Source organism: Haloferax sp. Atlit-4N (assembly GCF_003383025.1).
Classification (GTDB): Archaea; Halobacteriota; Halobacteria; order Halobacteriales; family Haloferacaceae; genus Haloferax; species Haloferax gibbonsii.
The window spans coordinates 695,253-713,453 of the sequence record NZ_PSYY01000002.1; the positions used below are offsets into that span (position 1 = coordinate 695,253).

Consider the following 18,201-nt stretch of genomic DNA (forward strand, 5'->3'; position numbering starts at 1 on the left):
GCCTACGACCAGCAACAGGACTAAACTCTTGAGTTTGGTTCTGACGGGGGTTGTGGTTCTATCGATGGTGGTAGGGCCCGTTAGCGCGAGCACCCTCGCCTCAGCAGACGCATCGGCCTCACTCAGCGGAGGGGGTTCCGCTCCGATCGACGGAGCAACGACACCCGCGGTGAGTGACGAGTTGAAAATAGACGCCGGAGAGAACGTCTCCGTGTGGCAGTATTCGCTGCTGACACTTCGGCCAAATAATCCAGCAGCGTCGAGTGAGTTTGTCACACTCGACGACGTCCCGTACATCAGCCACGAGATACGGAACACGAATATCTTCGTCGGGACGAGCGACCTGGAAACCAGTTTGGACAAAAATCGAATCTACGTCTTCAACAAGACGGAGATCACCGCGACCTTCAATCCGGGGAAAGCCGGAAAGAGCAGCGTGGTCGACGGGGAGAAAGTCCAACTGGTCGCTGTCCGCCTGAAGGAGGGCGCGAAGCAACCGGGTGGTATCAGCGATATCGGCAAACTGCTCACCACGAGTAAGGACACGAACGCCGAAATCGTTCGCGAGTTCACGGGGGAGAGCGGAGAGCAGAACTTCAAATTCACCCCCGACGAATCCGGGCAGTACATCTTCGCGACGGTTCTCGTCGAGAACAGCACCGACCCGGGACTGGTGCAGGGCTCCTCGGCCGGTAACCTCACCGCCGAAGGGAACGTGACGGTCGTCGGCTTCGACCACTTCCTCGTCCAGGACGGTCGGTCGACGGTGACGCCGCCGGAGGTTGCCGCGGTCGGCAACGACGTTGACGTCGACGTCGACGCGTCGAATCTGGAATCGGACGAGGTTTCGCACACGACGATTCTGCTGAACGAGACGGTCCTCGGCGACCAACAGCAGACGATTCAGCTCAACGGGAGCGAAATCGAGGAGATTCAGTCGTCCATCGACCGAATCGAAGGGGCGACCGACGTGAAGCCCGGAACGAACTTCGCCGGGAGCACGCTTCCCGCGAGCCGATACAACGGGAACACGAACATCGTCTCGCTGCTCTCGCGGTTAGCCGGTGAAGACAGCGTGACCCAGACCGACGACACGGTCATCTACACGAGTATCAACGGGACCGTCGGCGGACCGCAGGAGACGGTCACGCTCCGCACGACGGAGAACTTCACGCCCGGCGAGTACTCGGTGGTTCACTTCGCGACCGCACAGAACGGGACGGCGACGCTGAGCAACAAAGCGAGCGTCGAACTCGTCGACGGCGTCCAGCTCAACATCGAGCCGAGCGCGGTCGAAATCCAGCAGGGCGACAGCGTCACGCTCAACGTGACTCGGGCAGACACCGGCGACCGCGTCGCTGGTGCGAACGTGACCTACAACGGCAAGACGTTCACGACCGATTCGAACGGTCAGGTGACGTTCACGCCCGTCGAGTCGGGAACCGCGACGGCCACGAAAGACCCGTCTAACGGAACCGCGTACATCTCGTCGAGCGTTGACCTGTACGTCATCACGCCGAACATCGAACTCACCGACTACAACGTCTCGTCGACGTCGGTGACGACGGACGAGACGGTGACGGTCAACGCGACCGTCGAGAACACCGACTACTTCGGTGGGAACTTCACGGTCGACCTCAAGCGTGACGGCCAGACCGTCGAGTCGAAGACGGTGTTCGTCAACGAAGGCGAGACCGTCGTCGAGCAGTTCGAACTGAGCTTCGACACGCCGGGCACGTACGACGTGACGGTCAACGACGCGACGCCGACGGCCATCGAGGTCAGCGGCGTCCCGGACATCGTCTACTCGAACTTCACGGCCCCGAGCCAGGTTTCACCGGGTGAGACGACGGTCGTGAGTGCCGATGTCAGCAACAACGGAACCGGCGCTGGCGAGTACAACGCGTCGCTCGTCATCGACGGACAGACCGTCGAGTGGATGAACGGGACGCTCGCGCCCGACGAGTCCACGACGGTCACCTTCGAGAGGGACCTCGGTCCCGGCACGTACCAGATCGCGATCGACGGGCTTCCCGCTCAGACCGTGACTGTCGACAAGCCGGCGAACCTCGACTACTCGAACCTGCAGGTCAACGCGACCGAAATCGGACTCGAGGACGCGGTCAACGTGAGCGCGACGGTCACGAACACCGGCGACGTGTCGGACACGTTCACCGCGACGCTCTCGGTCGACGACGAAATCACGCAGACGAAGGCCGTGACCCTCGACGGCGGCGAATCGAAGACGGTCTCGTTCACCGTCACCGACCTCGCCCTCGGCGAGCACACGGTCCGCATCGGCGACCTCTCGCCCGAGACGGTCACCGTGAAAGCGCCGGACATCACGCCGACGCTCTCGGTCGAAACGAACGTGACGAAAGGTATCGTGCCCGTCAACGCGACGGTCGAAAACCGCGGTAACGTCGAGGCGACGGGCGTCGACGTACTCGTCGAAGCGAAAGCCGACGGCGGTGGGGACTGGGAAGAACTCACCAGTCAGTCGGTCGACCTCGCTGCGGGCGAGTCGGTCGCTATCAACACGACGCTCGCACGCGTTGACGCGCGGAACTACTCCGTTCGCGTCGTCGCGGACCCGGCTGACGAAATCGCCGAGGCGAGCGAGACGAACAACGAGGTCAACGCGCGCGTCACCGGCGGTCCGCTCGCGAAGGGCTACGTCAAGATGCCCGACGGGAGCGCCGCCGTGGACGACCTCGTCTACACGAGCCGCACGAACCCCGGCGACGAGTCGTGGTCCGTCGGACAGGCGTTCACCGACGAGAACGGTCGGTTCCTCGTGCCGGTCGTCAACGGAACCTCACAGACGATCGCGTACGTGCAGGACGAAGCGAGCGGTTGGAGCGGCGACCACCCGCGCGACGGGTCGCCCGACATCTACTCGCTCTACACGACGAAAGGAACCGAGCGGATTCTGAACGTCGGGAACACGACGCTCCCCGACGCGGGTCTACTGAACGTCACCGTCGTCGACCAAGACGGTGACCCCGTGGAGAACGCGACGATTGCGGTCACCCACAACAACGACGGCACCCGCTCGGGTGTCGCGTACAAGTCCAACGCCGAGGGGCTCTTCCCGGCCGGTGAAGGCGACAAGACCGGCATCGAGGTCCGCGGCGACATGGAAGTCCGCGTCACGCCGCCCGAGAACGATCGGTTCGTCAACCGGACGTACTGGCAGAACCTCACGGTCGACACGAGCGGTGCGAACCTCACCTTCCGCCTCGCGGAGGGTGCTGACCTCTCGCCCGAACTCGACGTCGAACAGCGACAGCGGTTCAACGACGGCGTGAACGCCTCCGTGACCGTCTCGAACGACGGACTCGTCAACGTCTCGAACGCGACGGTCGACCTGACTGTCGAGGCCGCCAACGGTGCCACGGAGACGTACACGAAGTACACCGGCAACCTCTCCGACAGCACCGACGCGCCGAACAACGAGACGACGCTCACCTACGACCTGACGGAGTTCGCCAGCGAAGAACTCCTCGGAACCCTCGCACAGGGTAACGCGAAGGTGACCGCGACGGTCGATCCGGCGAACGAGATTCCCGAGACGGACGAGACGAACAACCAGGTCGTCAACTCCACGCGCGTGGTCTACGCCGACCCGGCAGTCCGCATCCAGGGACAGAGCACGGTGCTCCAGAGCCAGAAGGCGACGCTCGTCGTGTTCACGAAGAACAACGGTACCGCACCGACCGGTGAGTTCAACGTGACCGTCGACTACGACGACGGGACGACCGAGAACATCACCATCGCGAACCTCGGCGTCCAACAGCCGAACACGACGCGCGTCACCCACAGCTTCGCGACGGGTGGCGACAAAGTCGTGACCGCGAGCGTCTCCGACGGCGTCCCGTTCGACAACAACGAGTCGACGAAGGACGTCAGAGTGAAGCCGTACACGCTGAGCATCGACGACGAGGACGTCTCGGTGCCCTCGACGGTCGTGAACAACTCGACTGTCACCGTCATCGCCGAGTTCAACGCGAACTACCCGTCGGACGTCAACGCGACGGTTTCGCTCCCCGCGGGGCTCGAACTCGTCGACGGACAGCGCGCTGAGAAACAGGTCCGGTCGTCGGCGAAGGGCGGTTCGGTTGCGTGGAAGGTCCGCGGCAACACGACCGCCGACATCGACGACGCGCAGCTCGACGTCACCGTCGAAGCGTTCGGCCAGAGCGACACGGCGTCCGCGACGACCAACGTCACGGTGCCGAAGGTCCGCTACACGACGACGAACGCGACGACGCTCGAGTCCGCGGGCGAGACGCAGTCGCTCGCGCTCAACATCTCGGACGCGACGACCTACGAGCACACCCTCAACGTGACCGTGCAGGCCGGGACGGACGGACGGACGCTACAGGGTCTCGAATACCTGTTCTCCTACCCCTACTGGTGTGTCGAACAGACGACGACCCAGATGATGTCCGCGCTCCGGACCGACCAGTACTACCGCGACGGCGACATCCCGAGCAACTACGACCGCGACCGCTCGAACAGCACGATCAGCGCGGGTATCAGCAAGCTTGCCGACGAGCCCACGCCTGGGGCGTACGTCAACATCTCCCAGCACGACAACGGCGCGTGGAGCATGTACGGCAACAACCCGCGCGGTGACCTGTTCTACACCATCTACGCCCTGCAGGGCGTGAGCGCCGTCTCCGACGACGCGGTGCAGAGCAGTCGTACGGACGTGAACAAGAGTCTGCAGAACATCAACCAGAGCGGTGCAGTCCTCTGGCTGGCAGACAAACAGCGCAACAACGGACGTGTCCGCCCGAGCGGGTACTTCCTCCGCGACGACACCTCCGCGACCGCCTACACGACGGTCGCAATCGACCGCGCTGGCGACGACCTCAACGCGACCGCACAGACGGCCGCCAACGAGTTCAGCGTCGACGCAGCGGTCTACCTCATCGAACAGCAGAACGGCGACGGTAGCTGGGAAGCCGGTTCGAAACAGGCGCAGGCAACCGCCTACGCGGTGCAGGCGCTCGCAGCGGTCAACGACAGCGACACCCTCCGGAACCAGGTCAACAGCGAGCTGAGTTCGGGTAACGTGTCGATGGCCCTCGACAGCGGTGTCCAGTGGCTCGCGGCGAACCAGCGGGAAGACGGTTCCTGGGCTGGTTACACGAACTCGCCGTACTGGAGTAACACCGGTGAGAAGGCCCGCGCGACGGGCAACGCGATCATCGCGTTGAACGCCGCGGAGGGCTACACGGCGGCGAGCAACGATACCGTCTCCGACGGTGTCGGCTACCTCGTCAGCATCTACCAGCAGGGTGGCTCCTTCGGTAACACGCGTGCGACCGGCGTCGCAATCGACGCTCTCACCACGGCGGACCAGCGGAACGCTGGTGCGCAGACGGTGACGGTCGAAATCAACTCGACCTTCACGGAGGACGTCACCGTCGACGGCAACACGCCGACGGCCACGGTGTCCTTCACGACTGACGAACTCGAGACGCTTCGTGAGACCGGTGATATCACCCTCACCATCGAGAACTCGACTCGAGTCGTTGTCGGTGCCGAGTCCGAACAGCTCGTCAACGAACAAGAGTACGAGGACACCAACTGAGGAGAACGATGACACGAAAACTCTCAATGACACTGGCTGCCCTCCTGGTCGTGGCATCGATATCGTTCGGTGTCGGTCCGGGCGTTGTGTCTGCTTCGGATCCGTTCAGCGTCGACATCGACGCACCGGACGACCTCAGCACGAACGGCAACCAGACGATTGCAGTAACGGTTACGAACAACGACGACACCGCGCTACTCAACCCGCTCGTTGAGGTCCCGATCAGCAGTCCGGTCGGCCTCCCGAACGGGGCCGAAGACGCGGTCTACGTGAACGACACGTCGGACCTGCGGGACGCGGCCGTCCAGCAGAGTACGATTTCGACCGGCAACTCCCTGACCATCACGGGCGAAGTGGTGCCGGCCGGGGAATCCCGGACGTACCACTTCAACGTGACCGTCTCGTCGGCGGGGACGACATCGCTGACCGCCGACGCGCGCCCGCTGTACAACGAGCCGAACAACGTTCGGACGACCGAACAGCTCGACGTGAGCGGCGTCGGGACGGTCAACGCGAGCGTCGTTGACAACGACGGAAACGCCGTCAGTGGCGCGTCCGTCGTCCTCGACGGTCAGAACCAAGCCGACTCGGTCAGCGAGACGGTGCTCGAAGGCGACCACACGGTCGGCGCGAGCCTGACGAACGCGCCCGAGTTCACCGTCGGCGTCGGCATCTCCGAGACGGCGTCTGTCACCTTCGTCGACGGCGACGACAGCATCCAGCCGGTCGCCTACGTCGGCGACGCGCCGTCGCTCGTCGGTGACTCGACCTCGGAATCGGACGGGAACGCGAAGACACCCGTCAACACGACGGTGTCGGTGACCGTCTCGAAGACCGACGGCACGGTCGTCTACGACATCGCACCGCCGAGCGACACGCCGCTCCGCGGGAACGGCGTCGCGACGACGGACGCGAACCTCGTCGACCAGACGACGGTCGACGGTGAGACGCGAGTTCAGCTCAACCAGACTGGCGTCGCGACGCAGGTCTCCGTGGAGTTCGAAGGCTACGAACTCGGGAACGCAGACCTCGACGGCGACGTTGACGCGGACGACGCGTCCGCAATCGCACAGGCCGCTTCGAGCGGCTCCGACGCCGCCTACGGCGACGTCAACGGCGACGGGCAGGTCAACGCGGTCGACGCGATGCTCGTCCAGCAGTACAGCGAGAACAACCGCGATGCCGACTACACCATCGGAGGTGCATAACTCATGAACACGAAACAGCTACTCGCAGTAGCGATGTGCGCCGCCATGCTCGTCAGTGCAGTCGGCGTCGGTGGTGCCGGTGCCGCGACGGCCAAGACCGTCTCGGTCGACGCCGTCGGCTCGCTCGACGAGCGCTCCGCGGACTCGACGGCGACGCTCACTGCGTACAACGTCGAGGACGCGGACGGCATCGGGTCGTACGAACTGAACATCAGCTACGACGACAGCCTGGTCGACGTCTCGGTCGCCGGGAACTCCCGGTTCAACGTGGAGACGACCGACCACGGCAACGGAAAGCTCACCGTCGTCGGGTACACGGGTGAGACCTCCGGCTCGACCGGAAACGTCTCGCTCGCGGACCTGACGGTGAGCGCGCAGTCCGTCGGGAGCGACACCGCCGCTTCCATCGACGTCACCGTCGAATCGATCACGGACACGAGAGGAAACCTCCTGTCGCACAGCGGCGACACGACGACCGTCGATGTGAACAACGTCGACGGTAGTACGCCGACCCCATCGACGCCGACGCCGTCGACGCCGACCACCGAAGCACCGTCGAGCGGCGGTGGCGGCGGTGGCGGTGGCGGCGGATCCGTTCCGAACAGCGGAACCTACGAGAGCGTCCGGCTCTTCTACGGTTCGCAGGTCAGCGCGTCGCTCCCGGACGGTGCCACTGTGACGAACGTCGACGTGGAGTTCGGCAGCCAGGGAACCGGCGAGGTCATCGTCCGCGAGCGGACGAGCCTCCCCGGAACGGTCGGTCGACCGTCGAACGCCGCGATCGGCTACGTCCAAATCGACGTCCCGAGTTCCCTCCGCGATTCGCCGTCGACCATCACGCTGAGCGTGAGACAAGACCGCCTTGACGAACTCGGAATCACGGCGCAGGACCTCGCAGTCGAACGCTACAACGACGAGAGCGGTGAGTGGGAGACCCTCGACACGCGCGTCGTGAGCGAGGGCGACGGACGGGTCGTACTGGAAGTCGATACGCCCGGCTTCTCGTACTTCGCCGTGACCTCGAAGCAGGCCGTGACGACGACGGCAGACGACGGTGGTGACGACACCACCACGTCTGACGACGATGGTGACGACACCACAACGGACGACGGAACGCCCGGCTTCGACGACGAGACGACGACCGGAGAGCCGACGACGACCGACTCGGTCATTCCCGGCTTCGGCGTCACCGCCGCGCTGATTGCGCTCGTCGCAATCGCGCTCATCGCGGTGCGACGCGACTAACGTCGCGTCACCGTTCTCGGTCCTTTTCTTTTATTCGACGACACAGATCCGAATCGGACAGCCACGCACAGCGCCAACCGCGGGTGTTCGCCACCGTGCGCCACGCGCTTCTGCCGCCACACTGTGGCACGCTCCGTGTAGACGCTACCGGGGTCGTTGACCGCCGAGGGACTGTCGTAGAGAGTCGGGGTGCACTCTCACTTGGAGTAGATCTTCGGGTGGAGGCGAACCCTGTCAGTGTGCGCTCTCGCCAGCACGAACCTGAACGGTGGTTTCCACGCCTCCGTCAATCCGACGGCAGAAGGTGCGTCCACTGACAAGCCCATGACTTCAGTCGTGGGTCACTGGCGTCCGAAAGAAATGCGCGGTTCAAGAAGAGGTGTCCGCCTCGTCGATTACGAGCGGCGACGCAGAAGACTGACGCCGACGAGACCGACGACACAGACGAGTGCAATCCCGACCGGCCCCCAGAGTGGAGCGGTGGTTTCGGTCGTGGTTTCAGTCGTCGAGGGCGCTGCGGTTTGCGTCGAGGTCTCCGTGCCGGACGTATCCGTGGATTCCCCCGTCGAAGCCGACTGGTCGTCTTCGTCCGCGTCGTCCGAATCAGCCCCGTCGTCCGCGTCGTCCACATCGTCCGTGTCATCTGCGTCGTCCGCATCGTCCGTGGGCGTCGGCGAGTCAGTCGTCTCCGCCGAACTCCCTCCGGAGTTCCCCGCAGTCGTATTGGCTGTGGTGGACTCGTTGGTTGGGGTCGACGTTGCGGTCTCGGTCGTCTCCGTGGTCGTCGTGTCGTCGGACCCGTCCGTCGAGTCCGAGTCTTCGAGCGACCCTTCCTCGACGACGCTCACGGACTGGGTTCCGCTCACCGCGACGAGTTCGGGTTCACCGAACACTTCGTCGCCGGTCTGGGCGGCCGAATAGAGCCGATAGTCGCCCGTCGAGAGCGACGCGACGTCGACCGTCGCCGTGTAGTTCAACCCCGTCTGTCGGGTCGCGGTCGTGCGGACAGACGCCGACTCGTTCCCGAGAACGACCTCGACGCCGGCCGGCGGCGATTCGACGTCGTTGCTGACCTTGGAGAGGTTCACTTCCACGAGGAGTTCGTCGTCCGATTCGACGCGGTCCGCCGCGGTCTGTTCGACGTCGAACCCGTTGATGATGAACGGTTCGACCGCGTAGACGGTTTCAGTTCCGTTCGTGAGCGCGATTGCGTACGTACCGGGGTCGTAGCGATCGAGCGAGAACGACGCCGAGGCGGAGCCGCCGTCGACGTACTGGCTGTCACGGAGTCGCTGTTGACTGTCGACGACACGGATGGAGTACGAGTCACCGGACGGGCCGTCGGTCGAAACGGAAAGGTAGCCGTCTTCCGACGCGCTGCCGATGGCTTCGATGGTCTGGTCTCCCCACTGAGTCGAAATCGTTCGGTCCGGGATGTCGAGGTCGCCGTCGATGTCGACGTCGTAGTCGGCGCTCTGTGCCGCCGTCAACGGGGCGACCGCCGAACACACCAACACGAGCGCCAAGAGGAGGGCACGGGACGAGTGCATGTGCCAGCCTCTACAGTCGTCTGGGGTAAGTGCATTGTCATGGCGAGTCGAACAGTCAGCGGTGGAGCAACCGCCCGACGTCGAACCGAACGAAGGGCGTCGCCGCGATGACGGCGCTACAGACCGCGAGACAGACCGCGCCGAGGGCGGACGCGGCGACCATCAGGGGAGTGAACGGGACGGCGAGTCGAATCCCGAAGACGACGAGCACGTCGACCCGCGCGAGCACCCACAGGAGCGCCGCCGCGAGGCCGAACGAGAGGACCGCCGCGGGAATCGCGAGACGGACGGCGTCGGCCGCGAGCAAGGCGAGAATCCGTCGTCTGCTCGCGCCGGTCGCGCGGTAGATGCCGATGACGCGGCGGTTCGCGTGCACCGCCTGCGCGAACGTCGCGGTCGTGCCGCCGATGGTGCTCAACCCGGCGAGCGAGACGAGCACGACGAACAGCAACTGCACGTTTCCGAAGACGTTCTCGATGGCCCGGCCGATACCGGTTCCCTCGGTGTACTCGCCGCGACTGCTGAGCGTCGCCGCGACGCGCTCGTCGCCGGTGACGCGATAGGTCGCCGTCGAGATGACCGTCCCGTCGACGACCAATCGGAGGTCGTACGTGCCCGGCGGCGGGTCGTCACCGAGTCCGACCTCGGACGCCGACAGTTCGATCTCCGAGACGTTTCCGGCGGTCAGTTCGACGGTCCGCGTCTGGGTCCCACCCGGCGAGACGAGGGTGAGGTTGCGGACGAGGAACCGACCCCACGGGTTGGCGACGCGTGCGGTCACCGTCGGGTTCGTGAGTCGCGACCCGGTGGACGGCGAGACCGTCAACCGCCCGCCGAGTCGCTGCGGCGCGCCGCGTTCCACGGTGAGCGTGTGTTCTTCCGGGACGTAGCCGTCTTTCGAGAGCCGGAGCGTGTACGTGCCCGGCTCTTCGGGAACCCGGATGGGCACGCCGCCGCGGGCGTCCGTCGTCGCGCTCCGGCCGTCGAGCGTGACGGTCACACCGGAGACCACGGACTCGTTCGGCGTCGTCGCCGGTACGACGAGCGTGGACCCCGGCGGCGCGCGCGTCGGGTACTCGGACGGGAGCTGAAGCGTGTTCGGCCGGTACACCGTCACGGAGCGGGTGACGCCGTCGGTCGCGAGTTCGTACGTCCCCGCGGTCTCGAAGCTCGTCTCGAACGACAGTTGGGTCGATTCGTCGCTCCCGAGCGTCACGTCTCGTTCGAGCGTTCGGTTCCCCACGCGGACCGTAACTGTTTCACTCGCGGTGGTGGACCCGAGGTTTCGGACCGTCGCGCCGAAGCGATACGTCGCGTTCGTCCGGACCTCGGACGGTCCCGAGAGGCTCGTCACGAGCAGTCCCGACGAGCGGTTCTGCAGGGACGTGAGCCTCGAAGACGCGTTCTTCGTCCGAATCAGGTGAACCGTTCCGGGACCCGTCGCCAGCGGCTGTGTCGTCTCGAGCGGGACGACGAGCTGGTCGTTCGTCACGCCGCTTCCGGCGAACGTCCCGACGATTGTGACACGTCTGACGCCGGGCGTAACGCTCCCCCCAAGCGTCACCGTCTCTCCGACTTCGAGCCCGAGCGTCCGCGCGAGGTCGGTCCCGACGACGGCCTCGTCGGCGCGCTGTGGGGCCGTCCCCGCGACTAACGACGCGTCGGTGACCGAGCTAAACGCGGTGTAGTTCGCCCCGCGAACGAGGTACGGCGTCCGGCCTCGGGTCTGCGCGTAGATGACCTCCGGGCTCGCCGTGATACCGTACGAGCGGAGGACCGTCGCGTAGTTCTCGTCGATGCGGCTGTTGAGGGGGTGTGCGGCACCGCTCTCGACGACCGTCCCGCTCGACGTTGTGGCGAGCGGCGCGAGCGCGCCGCCAATCGACCCCGTCAGTAGGATGATGAGCATGAAGACGGCGAGCGTCGCCGCCGTCGGGGTGAACGCCCGCCAATCGACGAGCGTCGGCGAGGCGACCGCTTGGAATCGGCGAATCGGCTGCGGCCATCGACTGGTGGCCCGGTGTGTTTGGTCGAACTTCGGGTCGCCGCGGACGACCGGAAGCGCCGCGAGGACCCCGGCGACGAGGCCCATCACGAGGAGGAACCCGGCGATGCCGAGGAGCGAAAACGCGATATCCGCGGTCACGTTCGTCTGAATCGACACCGGGAGGCCCACGTACGTCGCGGCGTTGACGACGCCGTTGGTCACGATTACGCCGAGCGCGTATCCCAACGCGACCCCGACGAACGTGAGCGACAGCACGCGCCCGAGGATAATCGAGAGGATGCGCTGCGGCGACGCTCCGGTCGCGCGGGCGACGCCGATGAGACGGGTCCGGTCCCGAATCGACATCTTCGTGACGTTGTACACGACGACGAGAATCAAGAGCCCGCCGGCGAACGCGGCGACCGAGAGCGTCCGGACGACCTGCGTGATACCGCCCGCCAGAAACGGGAGCGCCGCGATGAGCGGGACGGTCGTCGGTGACGACGGCGCACCCGAACTCCCGGTGTCGAACACCAAGGCACCGCTCGTCCCCAACTGCTGGACGGTATCGGTGTCCGCGACGTACCACGAGTCGGGAAACAGCGTTTCGTCGACGCGGTGCGGCGAGACGGACGTCGACACGGTATTTTCAGGGCCGGACAGCTCTATCTGCTGGACCGTCGATACCGGGGCCGAGACACCGTCTTTCGGCGGTCTCGGGAGCGTCGCGGCTTGCCACGAGACCGACGCACCGGAAATCGTTCGCGGCGCGTCCGGCGGTACCCCGACGACTCGGCGCGTCTCGCCGTCCGGCAGTGAAACTGTCGTGACCGCGATGACGACCTCGTCGGCGGACGCGGCCGCAACGGCGTCGTCGTACGACTGTTCGTAGGTGACCGTCGCCGAACTCGAGAGGTCGGAACTGAGGGTGCCGGTGTAGGTGGCCGCCGTGAGCAACAACAGCGCGGAACCGAGGAGAAACGCTGTCGTGACGGCGACGACCGCGATGCTCAGCCACTCGCGGCGCGACCACCTCGAGAGGAGCGCTGTCGCATAGCGCATGTTATCCGAGGCGGTTCATTGACGGATGAACTCGTCCGGTTTCCGGCGGAGCGAGCCGTCTATCAGCACGTGCGTCTCTTCGAACTGGTCGGACAGCGTGGGGTCGTGGCTGATCACGACGAGCGCGGTGTCCGTCTGGTCCTTGACGCGGAACAGGAGGTCGAGGACGCGCGCTGCGGTTTCGGGGTCGAGTTGCCCCGTCGGCTCGTCGGCGAAGACGACGTCCGGCCGGTTCGCGAGGGAGCGGGCGATGGCGACGCGCTGTTTCTCCCCGCCGCTGAGCGTCGCCGGATACTGGTCTTTGAGGTCCAAGATGTCGAGGGCGTCGAACAGCGTGTCGAGCCACGCCTCGTCTCGGCTCCGGGTGTGGTCCTGCGGCAGCGCGGCGTTGTCCCACGCGGTCAGGTCCGGGATGAGCTGGAAGTCCTGGAACACGAATCCGATCGCGTCCCGCCGTAACACGGCGCGTTTCCGCTCGGGGAGCGCGCTCGTGTCGTCGCCGTGGACGTAGAGCGAGCCGCTGGTCGGGGTACTGAGCAGTCCGAGGACGTTGAACAGCGTCGTCTTCCCGGCACCGCTCGGGCCTTGAATGAGGAGGGAGGTGTCAGGCTCGACGGTGATGGAGACGTCCGCGAGAATGGTGGAGTCACCACGTTCGACGGTGAGCGAATCGCCACGCAGTACGGGGCCCGTCATCGATATGCTCCCTTCATGCTTCACGTATGTATAGTGTATGGGTGCTCGGTCAGACCGTCCGGTTCGTCGCGGCCGCGCACGTCGCGTTCCCGACCGGCCGGGACACCACCACGGGGTCGTTCCCGGTGTTGGCGTAGACGACGTTCCGTGTCGCGGTCCACTCGGCGTACGCGGTCGCCGAGACGGTCTCCGGGGCGTTCGGGAAGAGGTGCGCACCGGTCGTCGTCCACGAGCGCTGTGAGATGACGAGACAGTCCGGGCTCGGTCCGCCCGAGAGCCAGTTCGCGACGGCGCTGTAGCCGACCTGCGCCTTGAAGTAATGCGTCCCGACCCGCGTCAGCGAGTGGTCGCTCAACCACGGCGAGTCGGTGTGCGTGGAGGCAAACCGGACGCCGTCGAACTCGGACTCGTAGGTCGTCGACGGGACGGTCGCCGTGTCCATCGTGAGGTACGCGAGCGGTGCGGTCGCGACTGTCGACACGAGCACGAGCGCGACGAGCCCGAGGCGGAGCGTGCGCCCGGCGGTCGACCCCGATGCGGCCTGAAGGAGGCGAACGAGGACAACTCCGACGAGCATCGCCGCCGGGATGTGAAGGAACGTCTGCGCGCGCATGACCGTGTCGTAGTACTCGGGCGTGAGCGACGCGGTGAGGCCGAACCCGATGATGGTGACCGGCGCGAGGAACATCGCCGTCGGTATCGCGCCGCCGCGGTACGACTCGAACAGTTCGAGTCCGAAGGCGGCGGTCACCGCGAACACGCCGAGAATCGCGACGAGCCCCAGGATGAGCGGCGGCGTCTGGGTCGTCCCCGGGAATATCGGCGAGACGGCGTTGAGCCCGACGATGCCGAAAAACGACCCGACGACGGCGAGATACGAGACCTGTTTGACCCGGCGGCCCGTCTGTTGGACCCACACGATACCGATGGCGAGGAGGATGAGCCACGCGAGGAAGAGCCCGGGATAGGCCATGACTCGGTTCACGTACGGAACGCTGAGCGTCGTCGACGACTCGGCGAAGCGGTAGTACGAGAACATGTACGCCCAGAAAGCGACCGCGAGCACGCCCGGACCGAGCACCGAGCGGAGCGACAGCCGCACGGAGACGTGGCGCACGACGAGCGCGGTCACGACGAGCGCGGCGATGAACGTCGAAAACGTGTGCGTCATCGGGAACACGACGAGCAAGAGCCCGACGACGAGCCACCAGCGGCGGAGCCGACTCCGCAACGCGAGGTGCAGACAGAACGCGAGCGTAATCACGAGGAGGATGCCGAGAATCTCCTCGTCGGGAACCGTGGTCCGACGGAGGAACAGCCCCTGAATGGCGAGGAGCGTCGCCGTCACCGCGCCGACCGCGGTGGCGGTCCCGTCGCTCGACCCGCTGTCGCGGAGCACGCGGCGAGCGACGACGCCGCCGACGAAACAGATAACCCCGCCGACGACGGTCGCGAGCGGCTGAATCGCACGGACGGGAACGGCGTCGGTGACCAGCGACACGACGCTCAGGTACGTGCTGAACACGAGGTTGTCCGCCCGCTGCGTGAGCGGGAGCGAACCCGTCTCCGTGGCCGTCTTCGCTAACCACGCGTAGTCGAATCCGTCGAGCGTCGATGGAAGGCCGCTCCAATAAAGCGGGAGAGCACGGAGGGCGAACGCGAGGGCGACACCCGCGATGAGAATCACGAATCCGCGGCGGCGTCCGTTACTCATTGGTGATACTACCCTCTCCCTCGGGCGTCGGTATATGTCTATCCACTAAGAGTGCCGCGGGGTCCTGCAGCAACAGATATCCCGTCGCGAGACACGCGCTCGCGACCGCGAGGCCGAGGCCCGCGAGCACCATCCCGGCGATGACGCCGGGCGAGAACGCCGGCGTGAGCGCCACGCCGAACACGCGGAGTTCGCCGACCGACAGAAGCGCCGTCACGGCCGCGGTGGCGATGACGAAGGCGGCGGCCGAAGCGACGAGTCCGACTTTGAGCGTGTCGAAGAGGACGAGCCGGAGGATGTCGGTCCGGCGCGCCCCGGTCGCGCGGTACACGCCGATGGTCTTCCGAACGCCGTAGGTGCTCCGCGTGAACGCGGCGGTCGTGCTCCCGACGGTCATGAGGCTCACCAGCGCGACGACCGCGGCGAGGAGCACTTCGAGGTTCCCGAAGACGAGCTGAATCGCCTGCGCGATGCCGCCGCCGCTCGTGTAGCGACCGCTCCCCGCGAGCGCGGTCGCCAACCGCTCGTCGCCGCGGACGCGATACGTGAGCGTGGCCGGTTCGCTCGCGCCGACCTGCGACGAGACGGTGTACTCTCCGGCCGGGCGCTGTGGGAGAGTCGCCGAGACGCGACGACTCCCGCCCGGTGCGAGCGAGACGGCCCGTTCGACGTCAGTCCCCGGACCCCGAATAGTCACGGTCGTGTTCAGTCGCTGTGTCCACGGGTTGGTGAGCCGCGCCGTCACCGTCGGCGACGTGAACAGCGTCGGCGTCTGCGGCGAGAGAGAAAGCGTCTGGACCGGCCGCCGAGTCGCGTCCTCGGAGACGGTCACCGTGGTGTTACGCTGTTGGGAACCTGCACGCGCGGACACGACGTACGTCCCCGTCTCGTTGAACCGGACGCGGGCCGTCCCGCTCGCGTCCGTCGTTCGGCGCTGGCCATCGACCGAAACCGTCGCGTTCGCGACCGGATCGCCGCCCCGCGAGACGCTGATTCGCGGCGCGCCCCCGACCGGTATCGACGCGGGAACGCTCACGCCGAGCGACTCGACGACGCGGCCTCGCTCGTCGACCGTCACCGACTTGGTCACGTCGGCCACGGAGAGAGAAACGGTCCCCGCAGGCGGCGTCTCGAACGCGACGAACGTCGTCTTCGACCGGCGACTGGGCACCGAGAGTGCGGTCTTCGCAGTCGCGTCCCCGAGCGTGACGGAGACGGACCGGGAGGCGTCGCTCAGCCCGAGATTCGTGGCCTCGACGGCGACGCCGAAGCTCCCGTCTCGGCGCGTGACCGTCGCGTCCGTGACCACGATTGTCGACGTGTTCGCGTCTCCGCTGGCGAGGCCGCTGGTTCTGATGAACTGAACCCCGTCTCGCCCAGTCGTCGTGAGGTGGCGCGCCGTGTCCAGCGACACGAGGAGTTGGTCGTCTTGGACGCCGGTGCCCGCAAACCGGCCCACGATTTCGATTCGCGTGATGCCGGGCGTCGTGCTGCCCCCGAGAACGAGCGTGTCGCCGACACCGAGGCCGGTCGCCTCGGCGAGACTCGCCCCGATGAGCGCCTCGTCGTCTCCGGTCGGTTCCCGTCCCGTCGTCAGCGCCGTGTGCGCCAGCGACTCGTACGCGGAGTAGTTCACCCCCCGCGCGACGAACGGCGTGTTTCGGTACACCTCGAAGAGGAGAATCTCCGGACTGACCGCGACACCCTGACTGCGGAGCGCAGACGCGTACGATTCCGGGACGTTACTCGCGATGGGATGGGGTGCGTCCGGCTCCGTAATCGTCTGTTGGCCGACGCCCGAAAGCGGGCCGACCGCGCCGATAACGGCCGACAGCAACAGCACCACGCCCATGAACACGCTCAGCGTTGCGACGGTGGGGACGGTCGCCTCCCACCCGAGCAATCGCGTCTCGAAGAGTCCTGCGAGCGGCGACCGCGACTGGCCGTCGGCGGACTGACCCGACGACGACAGTCGGTCCAGCGGTTTCGTCGCCTCTGGGTACGACGCTGTCAGGCCGGCGACGACGCCGGCGACGAGCAGCACGGCGGTCGCCAGTCCGAGCAGTTGGATGACCGGCGGCGTAAGTGCGAGCGCAAGGGAGGTCGGGAGGCCGGCGTAAACCGCCGCGTTCAGGACCGCACGGACGAGGATGACGCCGATGCTGTATCCGAGCGCCAGTCCGACGGCCGCGAGCGTGATGGCGCGGAGCGTGTACACGCCGACGATTTGCCGCGGCGTTGCGCCCGTCGAACGGAGCACGGCGATGTCCGGGCGTCGCTCCTTGACTGTGAGTCGGATGACGCTGTACGTCGTCACCCCGACGAGAATGCCGCTCGCGAGCGTCGCGAGTTGGAGCAGGCGGACCAGTTGGTCGGTCCCGCGGACGAAAAACTGGAGCGCCGACAACAGCGGCGTCGCCGGTGCGCCGTCCGTCCGTTCGATGGTGACTACCTCGGTCGCCTCGAACGCTGAAACCGTCTCGGCGCGGGTGAGATACCAGCCGTCTCGGAGGACCTGATGGCCGGAGCGGTCCGTAACCGTGACCGACGTCGCCGTCTCGTCCGTTGCGAGCGAGACGGTCTCGCCGGCGGGCGGTCCGCCGACGACGGCGAGCGTTCCGGGGTCCGGACGGGGGAAGTCGATTGTTTGCCCCCGGACGGTGAGTTCCGAGACGCCCGGCGGGACGCCGACAACCGTCGCGGGCGTCCCGTCGACGGTCGCCCCAACGAGGACGAGTCGGACGTCGGAGTCGGACCCGCTCGCGTCCGCGACGCTCGACGGGGAGTCAACGCGCTCGACGTGATAGCTCGTCCCGAACTCGTCGGAGATGGTCGTCGTCTGCTGGCCGAGCGAGACGCCGAGAATGGCGGCACCGACGAGAAAAGAGACGGTGAGGGCGATGACGAGCACGGCGAGTGTGTCGCGCGTCTCCCAACTGAACGAAAGCGCTCGACGGTAGCCCATTAGTGTTCTCTATCGCGAGACTCGCGAGCGCTCACATTAAGTGTGTGTGGTTCCGCTGACTCATCGGTCAGACGACACTCACACGGCAGTTCGAAGCTGCCGATGACCGCCGGCGCAGTCAAAATCGGTTGCGCCGCAGGGCCTCGACCCGTCACGCAGAGCGCGACTG

General features: G+C 66.2%; 8 protein-coding genes and 1 pseudogene. 4 read left to right on the forward strand and 5 right to left on the reverse strand.

Going from position 1 to position 18,201, the window contains the following annotated elements; genetic code table 11:
* Window positions 1-355: 355 nt before the first annotated feature.
* The 4 genes and pseudogenes from C5C07_RS12770 to C5C07_RS21870 form a co-directional block, all read left to right on the forward strand.
* Window positions 356-5,605, forward strand: coding sequence for a CARDB domain-containing protein (locus tag C5C07_RS12770; RefSeq protein WP_233510351.1), 5,250 nt, complete (start codon window positions 356-358; stop codon window positions 5,603-5,605).
* Between the two features lie 86 nt (window positions 5,606-5,691).
* Window positions 5,692-6,813: a dockerin type I domain-containing protein gene (locus C5C07_RS12775; protein WP_233510354.1), complete on the forward strand. Its 1,122-nt coding sequence runs from the start codon at window positions 5,692-5,694 to the stop codon at window positions 6,811-6,813.
* 3 nt (window positions 6,814-6,816) lie between these two features.
* Window positions 6,817-8,058, forward strand: a complete 1,242-nt coding sequence (locus C5C07_RS12780) for a PGF-pre-PGF domain-containing protein (RefSeq protein WP_233510355.1) — start codon at window positions 6,817-6,819, stop codon at window positions 8,056-8,058.
* A 208-nt stretch (window positions 8,059-8,266) separates the two neighbouring features.
* Window positions 8,267-8,403, forward strand: a pseudogene (locus C5C07_RS21870) (transposase); the annotation flags it as partial.
* Between the two features lie 50 nt (window positions 8,404-8,453).
* On the opposite strand, the gene C5C07_RS12790 reads toward C5C07_RS21870, so the two are convergent.
* From C5C07_RS12790 to C5C07_RS12810, 5 genes are read right to left on the reverse strand one after another with little or no spacing between them, the layout of a single operon-like run.
* Window positions 8,454-9,608 carry a hypothetical protein gene (locus C5C07_RS12790; RefSeq protein WP_115805199.1) on the reverse strand — a complete coding sequence of 385 codons (1,155 nt, stop codon included), beginning with the start codon at window positions 9,606-9,608 and terminating at the stop codon, window positions 8,454-8,456.
* 55 nt (window positions 9,609-9,663) lie between these two features.
* On the reverse strand, window positions 9,664-12,657 hold the full coding sequence (locus tag C5C07_RS12795; RefSeq protein WP_115805200.1) for an FtsX-like permease family protein: 2,994 nt from the start codon (window positions 12,655-12,657) through the stop codon (window positions 9,664-9,666).
* A gap of 15 nt (window positions 12,658-12,672) precedes the next feature.
* The gene (locus tag C5C07_RS12800) at window positions 12,673-13,353 is read right to left on the reverse strand and encodes an ABC transporter ATP-binding protein (protein ID WP_004975722.1); all 681 of its coding nucleotides are present in this window, start codon (window positions 13,351-13,353) and stop codon (window positions 12,673-12,675) included.
* Window positions 13,354-13,402: 49 nt separating this feature from the next.
* Window positions 13,403-15,067 (reverse strand): hypothetical protein, encoded by a 1,665-nt coding sequence (locus C5C07_RS12805; protein WP_233510358.1) that lies wholly within the window; start codon window positions 15,065-15,067, stop codon window positions 13,403-13,405.
* The gene (locus C5C07_RS12810) at window positions 15,060-18,032 is read right to left on the reverse strand and encodes an FtsX-like permease family protein (protein ID WP_115805202.1); all 2,973 of its coding nucleotides are present in this window, start codon (window positions 18,030-18,032) and stop codon (window positions 15,060-15,062) included. Before C5C07_RS12810 ends, C5C07_RS12805 begins: the two co-directional genes overlap by 8 nt.
* Window positions 18,033-18,201: the final 169 nt, after the last annotated feature.

What these genes read in the sequence shown, in the direction of transcription:
- C5C07_RS12810 (WP_115805202.1), bottom strand. Translation starts at nt 18,032, where the DNA reads ATGGGCTACCGTCGAGCGCTTTCGTTCAGTTGGGAGACGCGCGACACA.
- C5C07_RS12805 (WP_233510358.1), bottom strand. Translation starts at nt 15,067, where the DNA reads ATGAGTAACGGACGCCGCCGCGGATTCGTGATTCTCATCGCGGGTGTC.
- C5C07_RS12790 (WP_115805199.1), bottom strand. Translation starts at nt 9,608, where the DNA reads ATGCACTCGTCCCGTGCCCTCCTCTTGGCGCTCGTGTTGGTGTGTTCG.
- C5C07_RS12780 (WP_233510355.1), top strand. Translation starts at nt 6,817, where the DNA reads ATGAACACGAAACAGCTACTCGCAGTAGCGATGTGCGCCGCCATGCTC.
- C5C07_RS12800 (WP_004975722.1), bottom strand. Translation starts at nt 13,353, where the DNA reads ATGACGGGCCCCGTACTGCGTGGCGATTCGCTCACCGTCGAACGTGGT.
- C5C07_RS12795 (WP_115805200.1), bottom strand. Translation starts at nt 12,657, where the DNA reads ATGCGCTATGCGACAGCGCTCCTCTCGAGGTGGTCGCGCCGCGAGTGG.